Raw genomic sequence first — 12,379 nt, 5'->3', positions numbered from 1 at the left:
CGTTAACTCGCTTTAGGTTCGTGGTTAAATCTATTCGTTCGTTTGACCAAGATATAATTCAATCAAATGTGTAGATAACGCCTTAAGCTGTGCCGCAGGTCCCGAGAATCCATAAACCGAAACGGAGGACAACGCGCCGTTAATGACAAGCATCAGTTGATCTGTCAATGTATCGTCATTCACACCGGCCAACTGTGTCAAACGGGATAAACGCTGACGTATGGCACGATTGTACTCTACGGCGAGTAAATGGACAGGGTGATCTTCTTCGGAAAATTCAGCAAGAGCATTTAGAAAATGACAGCCTCGATGATAACCCGGCTCGAGCATCTCGATCGTCGCATCGATCAAAGCCAGTAACTGCTCTTTAGGTTTTCCCTCTTTTTCGGCGATCACTTCGTCAAAGTGCTCCCAATTGATATGATCCTGTTCTTGGAGGTATGCCATAACTAAATCGTCCTTGGTCGGGAAATGACGATAAAGCGTGGCTTTGCTCACACCGGCTCGTTCAACAATGGTATCGATCCCAACGGAACGAATGCCTTCGCGGTAGAACGACTCTGATGCCACGTTAAGAATATGCTGGCGTGCTGAAGCGCGTACCATTTCCTTCACCTTGCCTTCTTTGTGCATACTAAACAAAACATTTCTGTTTCGATTCGAATTGTAGCATGTTTTCTATCATCGAGGCAAGGAATCTCTTACAACTCGGAAACCGCAATTGCCCGTCGAGCTGTCGGGCGTATTCCCGCTGCGGGCTGCCACGCGGTACCGGTTGCAATAGGATCTGTGACACAGGTACGAGCCCCCGCGCATAGACCTTCTGCCGGTTGGCTCTGCGTAGAACGGGTTACTGGCGGATGTTTGTTGATGATAGGACGGGCTGAACCAATCGCCGCACCATTCCCACACATTGCCGGACACGTTATACAATCCGTAACCATTCGGTTTGTAGGCATCAACGGGCGCCGTCCCGATATACCCGTCGCTGGCGTTGTTTTTGATCGGAAATTTGCCCTGCCAAATATTGCACTCGTGTTCTCCATCCTGCTTCAGCAGATCGCCCCATGGATAGGTCCTGTCCTCTAACCCCCCGCGCGCGGCATATTCCCATTCCGCTTCCGTCGGGAGCCGCACGCCGGCCCACTCGCAATACGCCATGGCGTCATTCCACGAGACATGTACCACCGGATGGTCCATCCGGCCTTCGAGAGTCGAGGCTGCTCCCTCGGGTGCAGCCCAGTAAGCGCCTTCCACCACCAGCCACCAAGGCGCTTCTTGCGGAACCTGCGTCACTTTAGCTTTGGTCTCATCTGAGGCCAGCAGTTCAAATACGAACGACCATCCGAATTTCTCAGCTTCCGTTACATAACCGGTGTCCTCTACAAAGCGTTGATATTCCCTATTCGTTACGGCATACGGCGAAATTTCGAATCCGGAAACCGTAACGCTCCGCGCCGGCCCTTCACCGTCACTTGGGAAGCCTTCTTTCGAATTCGTGCCCATCATAAACGTCCCCTCAGGGATTGCTATCATGTCCGTATGAACATCCGCTTGAGACGGTTTATGGTCAAGGCTTTCACGCACCATGACAGGTTGTTCATTCCGATCGGCTTCCGCAAGCTGAACGTTCGCTCTGGATCCCGTACAGCAAGAATGATGTTCTCCCACGCTCGATTCCTCCTAATCCTTGATACAGAGAACAGGACAACCATATTAGAGCGGTTATCCTGCATCCATTCACTGCAACATCGTTTTCTATTATACAAACTCCCGAGGATGACGTCGCATCAGCTCCGGTACCGCTTCTCCCCGGCCTGTATTCTTTAAGCGCTCAATATATCGCGGCAGATGACCTTTGGCATGGTAAGGTCCCCCCTCTTTCATGACCGTCCACAACGGATCCACGTCAAACGGCATCGTGGACATCATCTGATCATGCCACTCATTCAGCAGATAGACCGCTTCCCTGCAAAGCTCCGGTCTTTGAGACGCTTGGTTATGCTGTTCATGGACATCTTCGGAAATATGGAACAGCATCTCTTTGTCGAACAGATGAAAGCCGTCATGATAGGTCCGAATGTAGAGCCATTCTCCGAAACGAACGCTTCGTTGACAAACATGGGCGCATTGCGATACGACCAGATACTCTCTGCCGCTCCCTTGCCCTGTCCGCAGGCTATCGGCGTAACTGATGCCGTCCCAGCTTGCAGCCGGAGCGACGTTCAGATAGTCCGCCATCGTAGGCAGTAGATCCAGATGATAATGAAGCGCGGGGTCCGTAATTCCCTTCTTGATCCCAGGTCCCCGGATAATCATCGGAATGCGGCACGTTCCCTGATCCGCCGTACCATGTTCTCCATAAATCCCAAGCTCCCCCATGTTCTCGCCATGATCCGCAGTAATGATAATGACCAGATCATCCATGACTCCCTTATTCTCCAGCAATTCGAAGATCGCACCGATATGCTCGTCCATATGGCGAATGCCGCAATCGTAGCCGTCCACCATCATCCGCAAATCCTCCATCGACTTGATCTCCCCTGGATGTCGCGGATATTTGGGGGATACTTCACTATTATACATGTTAATTTCGTTTGCTCCATGCGGGCCAACCTTCTTCCGATGCTCCTGAAGCACCTCTTCCGTAATCCAAGCAGGCAGAGGATCATGCTCGAAGGGATTTCCCAGCGACTGGGGAGCACGATACGGTGTATGCGGATCCCAAAAATTCACGTATAGCATCCATTGGTCCTCATCCGCATGGCGCTCCAGCCAATCCAGAACGACTGGCGATACCTCTTCGGCAGACTCCATGCCGCTCTTACCGGTATTGTAGATTTCATTGAAGCCCGCATAAAAGGTCCATGCCGAATGGCGTTCTCCGAACGGACTGATCAAGGCCGTCTTCATGCCGGCCCGGCGGAATATTGCGGGAAAGCTCTCCGTTACGAGCTTGTCGTGAAAGTCGCGGGCAATGCCTTCATGCCGCACGTCGGCAGCCGTGCCCCCATGACCGACGACGCCGTTATGTATGCCGAACTTGCCGGTCATTAATGCCGTTCTTGAAGGAAAACATGGCGCGTCCGAGGTATAGTAATTGTCAAAACGTACGCCTTCCGCAGCAATCCGGTCAATATTGGGCGATGTATTGCGATGATAACCGTAGCAGCCGAGATGATCCGGTCTGGTTGAATCCAAATCCAGCAGCAATACTCTCATATCCACATCGTTCCCTTCCTCTTCGTTATCCACTTCCGACTTGTTGAAGCTACAAATAAAATGGTCAATGTGTCGTTGCTTGAAATTATAGGCCGCGATGCATGCGGAGTCGATGTACATTTCGCTGGTTTGGTGTACGATTCCATTCCAATTTTCATACAAGAAGATCATAGAAGCGAACGAAATTCTACTCAAAGCAAGTATAAATATGCTAGGCTATAGGTATAAAATCACTGCGAGGTGCTCGAATGTGTTCCAATTGATGAGCGTGAATTTTGATGATTACATCCCAAATTGGCGGACACAGCTGGAGACGATTGCATACAACGTCCTTGTTGTAGTAAGAGCAGGCAAGGTAAGATACGAGATCAACGGAGAAGAAGTGATTGCGGAAAAAGAAGACGTGCTCTTTATCCCTCAGTCTACCAGAAGAAGCGGCGGCAATTGGAACGATACCCCGCATCAGAAGCATACGATTCTATTTACGCTGGATCGCCAAGAGCCAACTGGAATTCCATTTCTGGACGCAGGGCAATTCATGAAATTCAACCTTACGCATATTCAATATGCCTATCGCCGCTGCGAGCGATTATACGAGGAAATGCGGGGCGGCAAAAGCTACCGCACGATGATCTGTCAAGGCATCATGCAGGAGCTGATCGGGATGCTGGCCCGTGAGCTCGAAAAGACTGAGCTTGCGCCCAGCAAACGAAACTACGCGGATACCATCAAATCCTATCTGCTGGAGCATTATCGCGAATCGATAGAAATCGATGCATTGGCGAGATTAATCCATCGCTCTCCGAGCTATGCCGCAGCCCTTTTCAAAGAGGTGCACGGTCAATCTCCGATTCGATATATGCACCAGCTGCGGGTGCAGGAAGCCTGCAGCCTGCTGATTCACTCGGACATGAGCATCACACATATCGCAGACTATCTGGGTTATTACGACACTTCCTATTTTTATCGGATGTTTAAAAAACACACCGGTTTCTCGCCCTCAGACTATGTACAACAACACAACTTGCTTTAAACCCAATCAAACATATCAACCTAAACATAGTATTAAGTATTCGGAGATGAGAGGAGGTTTCCTTGTGGGTGAAGTAAACGGATATGGCGGAGGCTACTCCATAGGAGCAATCCTGGTTCTCTTTATTCTTCTGGTTATCATTGCTAGCTCCTTTGGTTTTGGCATTGTTTAATAGGGAAACCTAAACTCACAGCATAGGCTCGGCAAGCACCAAGAACCCGCCGATCATTATCGCGCGGGTTCTTGGCATATACAAAGTTTAAGATGTGGAAATATTGCCTGACTAATACATAGGATCGCACGTGCTGAAAGAGATTTCCTTCATCCTCTCTAATCGGGGAGCCCGCTTCGCGGCGCAACAGCCGTTGTTCCTCGCTCAACCAGCTTGACCGGCACCAGGATTTTGCCCGAGGCTTGCTTGCCCATTTCCAGCCAGTTCACGATAATCTCGGCGGCCTGGCGTCCGATTTCATAAAAGTTTTGTTCAACCGTCGTCAGTGGTATGATGACATGCTCTGTGACCGGATTGTTGTCGAACCCAATAATCGAAATATCCTCCGGAATACGGATTCCTCTGTCCAGACAGAGATTCAGCAGGTTGGCGGCGATAAGATCATTCTCGGTCTGAACGGCCGTGATGCCCTCCGCACGGTAGGAATCAAGCAGCTCGTTATAGAATCGCTCCGCGCCGACTTGTTCCCGGTATCCCTTCATATTCAGCCAAATATATCGGCTGTCAAGAGGAATCCCGTGATCCTTAAGCGCCTGGCAATAGCCGAAATACCTGTCCCGGACCGAGGAAGTAGATTCAATGCTTACAGCCGTCAGGAATGCGATTTTGCGGTGGCCGAGCTCGATGAGTCGGGATACCGCCTGGTACGAGCCGCTGTAGTTGTCTGATACGACCGCTCCGAGCGGAAGGCTGTCGAAATATTTATCAATGGTAATGATCGGATAGTCCTCCAGCGTAAGCCGGTGAAGGATATCATAATTCGTCTGATCGTTCCTGGGATACAGGATGATTGCCGCTATTCCTTTTCGCGTCAGCATTTCCAGCAGATCCCGCTCTTTCTGGGAGTCGTAATCGCTTTGATGAATGCTCAAGTAGTAGCCATTCGCATTCAGCCAGTCCGATGCGCCGCGAATGTACCCCATCGTGCCCCGGTCATCCTCCGAGGGCAGGATCAGGGAGATCATTTTTCCGGTGCCTTCCTCTCTTCCATCTTGCCCGCGGCTCCTGGGTTTGACGAAGCTCCCGCTTCCTTTAATCCGGTAGATCAAGCCTTCCCGCTCGAGCTCTTCGAGCGCTCTTCTTGTCGTAATGCGGCTCACGCCAAAGGCCGAGCTCAGCTCGGCCTCCGTGGGCAGCTGGGATTCGGGAGGGTAGCGGCCCGAAACAATTTGTGATTTCAGCTCGTCCATCATAACGCTGTACAGCGGTTTATTGTCTTTGGTCAACTTCGCTCTCATCCCATCTTTAACGTACTTGCACGTATCTCGCTTGTTACGCTAAATTATAGCGTTTCTAACATCGGCATGTAAACTCGCTGCACGGAAATCGCCCGCTGCCGTACGCCCATACCGGGCAAGCGATCGTTTACACAGCAGTCTCGGCAATCGCTCGTGAACAATGCCATAGGATCATTTGACGTTCAAATATCGTTCGTATTGCGCACGCTTGATTTCCAGGTACTCCTTGGCCCCCATCTTGTCGAGCGTCTTGACGTATCCGTCCCAATCGGTATCTAAGCTGGCCTTCCCCGTCACGAACTTGACCCTCATTTCCTGGATATATTTATTGATATCGGTCAAGATTGCGCTCGTCGTGTTCGCTTCCTCATCTGTCGGCACGAAATCCGGCCACAGCTCCTTCGGGGCGAATTCATCCAGCTCAGCCGGGTCCGCCTTAATCTCGTCGGCTACCGTTGTCCCTCTTGCAGCCATCCGCAGCTCATCGTCCGGCTCCACATAAGGGTAATACGCACCGTACACATTGTCGACGTATTGGAACGCCCCGAGCTGCACGCCTCCCTTATAATTCAAGATGTCTTCCTTGTACCTCGGCTTGCCGTCTACAAGATCGTATGTTTCGCCCTCTAACCCGAAGGTGCCGAAGTTGATGCCCTCCTCGCCGTAGAAGTAATCGATCCATTTGATCGTTTCGACCGGATGCTTGTTTTTGTTCGTTATGATGAATCCGAATATGCCTTTGGCAGGCGGTCCGAGCGTGCCGGCAACCTTGTCCCCGTTCGGTCCTTCCAGCGCGTTAATGCCAACGTACTGCTCGGCAGCCTCCTTGCCGATATATCCAGGGCCTTCCCATACGAAGGAGCCGATCTTTCCGCTCGCGCCGTCCGCCGACCATTTGGCGTAGTCGTAGCCGGTCGTGAAATTTTGCTGCGCAAGCGAGCCGTCTTTATACAAATCGCTCATATACCGCAGAAGCTCCCGGTACTTCGGATCGTTGAACGTCGTTTTCACCTGTCCATCGGCGTCCTTGTACAAATATTGGCCGAACGCCTTGGCGCCGCCTTCTCCCATGCCGAAGCTGCCTGCGAGGAAGCTTTCCAGGAAGGTCCAATACTGCGTCTCAAGGACCCAGCCCAGGCGGGTATCATCCTTCTCTCTTACCTTCTTCAGCGCCTCGCGGAGCTCTGCGGTCGTCTTCGGAACGTCTTCATCCAGCCAGGATTTATTGATATATAACCGGACGGAATTAAATGCCTTCGAGAAGTCGACATAGGGCAGCGCGTAGATGTGTCCGTCGGACATCGTGATCGCTCCCTTGATGTCCGGATTCTCGTTCAGCAGCTTTCGCAAATTAGGTGCATGCTCCTCGATCAATTCCTCAAGGGGTATGAACAATCCCTGTTTGCCGTATTTCATCAGCTCGTCCGTTCCGAAGGCGATGCGATAAAATGCATCGGGAAGATCGTTGGAGCCGAGCATGACGTTTTTCCGCTCCGTTACGGCTGCGCCGGCAAGTTCCTCGAACTCGACCTTAATGCCGGAGATCTCCTCGTATTTTTGCCACATCCACAGCTGATCGGCCGGAGGATGAACATCCGTATAACCGCGCTTCACGATATGCAGTGTAATGCTTCCCGGATCCCCTTCGGTATCGGAAGGCTCCGGAGAAGCCTCGCTCCCGGACCCGCCGCAGGCGGACAGGAGCAAAGAGAATGTCAGGGTCAAGGCAAGCAGAAATTGAAGTCTTTTTCTCATATCAACAATCCCCTCTTTCCATCTTTATGAGGTCCAAGCCAAGAAATCGGGCTGTTCCTGCTTGAATCCCCGTGTTATCCCTTGATCGCTCCCACCATGATGCCTTTCTCGAAAAAACGCGACAGCAGCGGATACAACAGAAGCAGCGGCAGCGCGGACAGGACGACAATCGCATACTTCAGCCCTTCCTTCACCATCATCTGGTCCGCATACTCAGCCCCGACCGATATGCCGGCCATCTCCTTGAAATCGTTCTGCACGAGAATTTCCCGCAAAATAAGCTGCAGCGGAAACTTCTCCCGATCCGTTAAGTAGATCATCGCATCGAAGTAAGAGTTCCAATGGCCGACGCCGTAGAACAGAAGCATGACGGCAATGATGGGCATGGACAGCGGGAGCACGATTTTGTACAGCATCTGAAAATCGCCGCAGCCGTCCACATAGGCGCTTTCTTCAAGCTCGATCGGAATCCGCGTCTGGAAATAGGTGCGCATGATGATCATGTTGTAGGCGCTGATCGCCCCCGGCAGCACAAGCGCCCATACCGTGTTCAGCAGCCCAAGCTGCTTATTGACCAAATACAGAGGAATCAGACCACCGCCAAAAAACATCGTAAACGCAAACAGCATCGTAAACAGACCTTTACCGTAGAACCGTTTGCGGGACAGCGGATAGGCGGCGAGCACCGTCATGATCAGGTTGATGGCAGTTCCCAGGAAGGCATACAGGATGGTGTTCAGGTACCCGCGCCATATTTCGCCGTTCTCAAACACCTTGGCATACGAATCGAGATTGAAGCCGGCCGGATATAACAGCAGCGGCTTGTCCCAGATTTGACGCGGATCGGAGAATGAAGCAAACAGCACGAACACGAGCGGATACAGAATGATGACGGTGACCAAGACGGCGAGCACCAGAATGACGATATCCGCGATTTTCTCGCCAGGCGTTCGTTTGATGTTCAGCAGCACGACATAGGTTCCCTCCTTAACATACAGTCGGCATTCTTCCCTACCATAAGCTGGTTTCCCCGGCCTTGCGGGCTGCCGCATTGACGATAATCAGGATCATGAAGTTTATGACGTTGTTGAACAGGCCGACTGCCGCGGAGAAGCTGTACTGGGTGTTAATCAGCCCGCTTTTGTACATATAAGTCGAAATAACCTCAGAGGTTTCCAGGTTCATCGGGTTTTGCATCAGCAGGACTTTCTCGAAGCCGACGCTCATAATGCTTCCGGCGCTCAAAATCGATAAGATGACAATGGTCGGCAGGATTCCGGGAATCGTAATATGCCAGATGCGGCGGAACTTGCTGGCACCGTCCATGTAAGCCGCCTCGTATAAATCCGGGGATATGCCGGATATCGCAGCGCTGTAGATGAGTGACGACCAGCCGATTCCCTGCCACACGCCGGACCAAACATACAAATGCCAAAAGTTAGATGGTTCGGCTAAAAAATCGACGGGTTCTTTCCCGAGAGAAACCAGAATGGAATTGAAAACGCCGTTCGTCGGCGAGATGAAAAAGAACAGGATACCGACTGCGACCACGACGGAGATGAAGTGAGGAGCGTAGGAGATGGTCTGGGCGAATGAGCGGAATTTGCGGCTCCGCAGTTCATTGAAGAGCAGCGCCAAGAGAACAGGTGCCGGGATGCCGACGAGCAGTCCATACAGGCTGATGCCGATCGTATTTTTCAGAATTGTCCAAAAGTAATACGCATCAAACAGCCGCTCGAAGTGCTCCAAGCCGACCCATGGGCTGTTCCAAATGCCTAGTCCGGGCATAAAATCCTTAAACGCGATTTGAACGCCGTACATCGGCCAGTAGTGCCAGATCAAGAAGTAAAGTACCGCCGGAGAAATAATGAGATACAGTCCGACATTTCGCTTCAGCTGCTTTTTGACATGCTTCCATTTGCTCGGCCTCTGTACGGGCTGTGCGGATGCCGAGGATAGGCGAGCGTCCATTTGTGGCCATGACCTCCTTCTTGAAAAAGGTAAACGCGGCGGAGATTTTTGTCAGCGTAAGAAACACAGATGTTCATCTCCTGAATTCAGCAATTCATCATCCCCTTCCTGTATTTGTTATGATATGTTGTTATGTAATTTCATAGTTGTTATAACACATTCTAGGTTCGATTCCCTGGATCGTCAAGATCTAATCATTTAAAAGATTGGGAGAAATGAAAAAAAGACCGCGTTGTTAAGCGGTCTTTCTGTTATCGTATTACCTCGCGAGCCTTGAATTAATGGGCATTGACGAGAATCTTTACCTGGTTCTTTTCCTTGAGCAGCGCCTCAAATCCATGCTCCACCACTTCATTTAGCTTAATCTTCTGCGTAACGAGCTTCTCTGCCGGGAAGAAGCCTTTCTCCATCAGGCTGATCACGGCCGGGAACACGTCACGATAGCCGATAATGCCGGTGATGCTCCGTTCTTTCATAACAATATCGTTCGGAATGATCGGCGCAGAGGTTTCGAAAATGCTGACGATCATAATCTGCCCGCCGATCTTCGTGGAATGGATTGCCTGAGTGAGAACGGGAGGAACGCCGGTCACTTCGAAAGCGACCTCGACACCCCCGCCGGTGCGCTGCTTCAGCTCCTCGACGACATCGCAGGCTTTCGGATCAATCACGATCGCCCCTAACTCCGTCGCCTTCTGTTTCCGTTCCTCGGACAGCTCTACGGCGTAGATATCCGAAGCGCCTGCAGCCTTCAGCGCCTCGATGACAAGCAGTCCGATCGGCCCGGCACCAAACACGACGGCGCGATCGCCGGCTTTCAGCTGGCTCTGGCGTACTGCGTACAAGGCAACGGCCGACGGCTCAACCAATGCCCCCTGCTCATACGAAACACTGTCGGGAATTTTGTGCACCATATGCTCATCCGCTGCGACGAACTCGGAGAATCCGCCTCCGCCGCCGGCCAGGCCCAGGAAGCCCATTTTTTCGCACAAATTGTATTTACCTTGACGGCATGCCTCGCAAGTCCCGCAGGAAAAAACAGGTTCTACGACGACGCGGTCGCCGGCTTTAAAGCGAGTTACTCCCTCCCCGACTTCAACCACTTGGCCCGAAAATTCATGGCCCATAACGACCGGTGCCTGTTCTCCGGTAAGCGCATGCGGGGTTGATTCAGGTATAAAAATCGGTCCGGCTACGTATTCGTGGAGGTCGCTTCCGCAAATACCGCACCATTCCACCTTGATTTTCACTTTACCTTTCGTTGCTTGAGGCTCCTCAATGTTCTCGAGCCGCAGATCCTTCACACCATGCCAGCGCAGTGCTTGCATCGTCTTCATCTCCTTATGAGTTCGAAAATAAAAGAATGAAATAGGAAACGTTTCCGAAATCAAATATGTCATAGTTTCGCTATTCTGTCAAATCTTCTTCCTTGAATTGTGAAAGGTGATATAGCATGTCAAGGCTCTTTGTCTGTAGCATGCCATAAATCGCAGTTTCCCGGTATTCCAATGGATCTCAATTACCGCCGACAATCGCCGTGAAGTTATATTGTCATCTTCAAAACACCTTCTTATCCCCCAACTCCCCATCCTCCCCCGTCTTTAGGAAATAAGGAAGCATGCATGCTATAATAGAGGTGATTGCCTCAATCATCCAATATTTTCGTACTCATACAGGAAACGTTTCCGATAGAGAAAGGGTTAAAGGATTATGACGAATTCAAAAAAAGTAACCATTGAGGATGTTGCCAAAAAAGCAGGCGTCGGTATTGCCACCGTCTCCAGAGCCATCAACAACAGCAAAGGAATCAGTCCGAAAACAAAGGCCATGATCATGCAGGTAATCGAAGAAATCGGCTTCAGTCCGGATACGTCAGCTCAAAGCTTAAAGGTCCGTCAGACGTATCAAATCGCCTTGGCCGTCCCGGACATCCGGAACGCCATCATCCCGGAAATCGCCTGGTCGGTCGAACAGACTGCCAAACAGCACGGGTATCGGGTTGTTCAGATTAATACGGCCGGCAACGCCCGGAACGAGCTCGAAATCGTGCGGGATATCAAGAAGCTGCACGTGGACGGGCTGATCATCATGCCGCTCGCTTACCCTAAAACGCTCGGAGATCTGATTAGCAAATCCAGCCTTCCGGTATCCATCATCAATTATGGCAAGCAGCTCGGCGATGAGTACAAGGCCGATATCGTCGGCCTCGCAAGGCAGGAAGGCAGACTTGTCATGGAGCATCTCATCAAGATCGGGAGAACGCGGATCGCTTATGCCGGCGCGCCAAAGGATAAAATCGAAGAACGTTACTGGGCATATGAGCAGTCGTTGAATAAGGTCGACCCCTCCCTCGTTTATTTCGGAGAAGATTTCTCTTTCGAGACAGGCGTCCGCGCGGCGGATTACTTCTACGGGCTTAAACATATGCCGGACGCGATCTATGCCGTCAACGACATGGTCGCCATCGGCATTGTTAACCGATTTAAAGAATTGAAGATCAAGGTTCCGGAAGACGTCGCTGTCGTGGGCATCGACAACAACGCGTGGACCACGGTTACTACGCCGCAGATCAGCTCTGTTTCCATTATGGGTGACGAGGTGGCGCGGCTTGCCACGGAGCTGCTCTTGAAGCGTTTGCGGGAACGGAAAAGCGGCGGCTACGAACGCGTTCAGTTCGAACCCCGACTGATCGTGCGGGAGTCTAGCGTATCCATCACCCGAACCACCGCCGAGGAATAAAGATATGACGAACTTGCGTGTGAACAATAAGAAAGACCGTGCAGCAGCTGCTGCACGGTCTGTTCTATGATTGCTTGAGTAAGGTTCGAGAAATGATCTCTGTTCCCTTTCCAAGCGATTTGGCGAGACCAAATGTGCTTTTTCTCACTATGCTGTGTCAGAGAAGCTTGCTAATAAGTAGCCGTAGAT

11 protein-coding genes are annotated in these 12,379 nt (G+C 51.3%); 3 read left to right on the top strand and 8 right to left on the bottom strand.

The window, feature by feature from the left end:
* Positions 1 to 30 precede the first annotated feature (30 nt).
* The 3 genes from J2Z18_RS13530 to J2Z18_RS13520 all read right to left on the bottom strand — a co-directional run bounded on the left by J2Z18_RS13530 (position 31) and on the right by J2Z18_RS13520 (position 3,222).
* The gene (locus J2Z18_RS13530) at positions 31 to 606 is read right to left on the bottom strand and encodes a TetR/AcrR family transcriptional regulator (protein ID WP_040738221.1); all 576 of its coding nucleotides are present in this window, start codon (positions 604 to 606) and stop codon (positions 31 to 33) included.
* A 75-nt stretch (positions 607 to 681) separates the two neighbouring features.
* On the bottom strand, positions 682 to 1,671 hold the full coding sequence (locus J2Z18_RS13525; protein WP_007128234.1) for a formylglycine-generating enzyme family protein: 990 nt from the start codon (positions 1,669 to 1,671) through the stop codon (positions 682 to 684).
* A gap of 90 nt (positions 1,672 to 1,761) precedes the next feature.
* Positions 1,762 to 3,222 (bottom strand): sulfatase family protein, encoded by a 1,461-nt coding sequence (locus tag J2Z18_RS13520; RefSeq protein ID WP_040738222.1) that lies wholly within the window; start codon positions 3,220 to 3,222, stop codon positions 1,762 to 1,764.
* 250 nt (positions 3,223 to 3,472) lie between these two features.
* On the opposite strand from J2Z18_RS13520, the gene J2Z18_RS13515 reads away from it, so the two are divergent.
* Both J2Z18_RS13515 and J2Z18_RS13510 read left to right on the top strand, forming a co-directional pair.
* Positions 3,473 to 4,255, top strand: coding sequence for a helix-turn-helix domain-containing protein (locus J2Z18_RS13515; RefSeq protein WP_007128236.1), 783 nt, complete (start codon positions 3,473 to 3,475; stop codon positions 4,253 to 4,255).
* A gap of 46 nt (positions 4,256 to 4,301) precedes the next feature.
* Positions 4,302 to 4,427 carry a sporulation protein YjcZ gene (locus tag J2Z18_RS13510; protein ID WP_198031543.1) on the top strand — a complete coding sequence of 42 codons (126 nt, stop codon included), beginning with the start codon at positions 4,302 to 4,304 and terminating at the stop codon, positions 4,425 to 4,427.
* A 158-nt stretch (positions 4,428 to 4,585) separates the two neighbouring features.
* Here the strand turns inward: J2Z18_RS13510 and J2Z18_RS13505 are convergent, their stop codons facing one another.
* The 5 genes from J2Z18_RS13505 to J2Z18_RS13485 all read right to left on the bottom strand — a co-directional run bounded on the left by J2Z18_RS13505 (position 4,586) and on the right by J2Z18_RS13485 (position 10,779).
* On the bottom strand, positions 4,586 to 5,713 hold the full coding sequence (locus J2Z18_RS13505; RefSeq protein WP_007128237.1) for a GntR family transcriptional regulator: 1,128 nt from the start codon (positions 5,711 to 5,713) through the stop codon (positions 4,586 to 4,588).
* Positions 5,714 to 5,896: 183 nt separating this feature from the next.
* Positions 5,897 to 7,480, bottom strand: coding sequence for an extracellular solute-binding protein (locus J2Z18_RS13500; protein ID WP_007128238.1), 1,584 nt, complete (start codon positions 7,478 to 7,480; stop codon positions 5,897 to 5,899).
* 74 nt (positions 7,481 to 7,554) lie between these two features.
* Positions 7,555 to 8,451, bottom strand: a complete 897-nt coding sequence (locus J2Z18_RS13495) for a carbohydrate ABC transporter permease (protein ID WP_007128239.1) — start codon at positions 8,449 to 8,451, stop codon at positions 7,555 to 7,557.
* A gap of 40 nt (positions 8,452 to 8,491) precedes the next feature.
* Positions 8,492 to 9,451: an ABC transporter permease gene (locus J2Z18_RS13490; RefSeq protein WP_007128240.1), complete on the bottom strand. Its 960-nt coding sequence runs from the start codon at positions 9,449 to 9,451 to the stop codon at positions 8,492 to 8,494.
* Between the two features lie 278 nt (positions 9,452 to 9,729).
* The gene (locus tag J2Z18_RS13485; RefSeq protein ID WP_007128241.1) at positions 9,730 to 10,779 is read right to left on the bottom strand and encodes a 2,3-butanediol dehydrogenase; all 1,050 of its coding nucleotides are present in this window, start codon (positions 10,777 to 10,779) and stop codon (positions 9,730 to 9,732) included.
* A 382-nt stretch (positions 10,780 to 11,161) separates the two neighbouring features.
* Here J2Z18_RS13485 and J2Z18_RS13480 point away from each other — a divergent pair, with 382 nt between their 5' ends.
* Positions 11,162 to 12,190 (top strand): LacI family DNA-binding transcriptional regulator, encoded by a 1,029-nt coding sequence (locus tag J2Z18_RS13480; protein WP_007128242.1) that lies wholly within the window; start codon positions 11,162 to 11,164, stop codon positions 12,188 to 12,190.
* Positions 12,191 to 12,379: the final 189 nt, after the last annotated feature.

It is taken from the genome of Paenibacillus lactis (assembly GCF_017873605.1).
Taxonomy (GTDB): domain Bacteria; phylum Bacillota; class Bacilli; order Paenibacillales; family Paenibacillaceae; genus Paenibacillus_AQ; species Paenibacillus_AQ lactis.
The sequence above is the reverse complement of the archived record's forward strand: the minus strand, read 5'-3'. Positions and strand labels throughout refer to the sequence as shown.

Bases quoted from the DNA above. Each gene is read 5' to 3' on its own strand.
- J2Z18_RS13480 (WP_007128242.1), top strand. From the start codon at position 11,162: ATGACGAATTCAAAAAAAGTAACCATTGAGGATGTTGCCAAAAAAGCA.
- J2Z18_RS13485 (WP_007128241.1), bottom strand. From the start codon at position 10,779: ATGCAAGCACTGCGCTGGCATGGTGTGAAGGATCTGCGGCTCGAGAAC.
- J2Z18_RS13520 (WP_040738222.1), bottom strand. From the start codon at position 3,222: ATGAGAGTATTGCTGCTGGATTTGGATTCAACCAGACCGGATCATCTC.
- J2Z18_RS13490 (WP_007128240.1), bottom strand. From the start codon at position 9,451: ATGGACGCTCGCCTATCCTCGGCATCCGCACAGCCCGTACAGAGGCCG.
- J2Z18_RS13500 (WP_007128238.1), bottom strand. From the start codon at position 7,480: ATGAGAAAAAGACTTCAATTTCTGCTTGCCTTGACCCTGACATTCTCT.
- J2Z18_RS13510 (WP_198031543.1), top strand. From the start codon at position 4,302: ATGAGAGGAGGTTTCCTTGTGGGTGAAGTAAACGGATATGGCGGAGGC.
- J2Z18_RS13530 (WP_040738221.1), bottom strand. From the start codon at position 606: ATGGTACGCGCTTCAGCACGCCAGCATATTCTTAACGTGGCATCAGAG.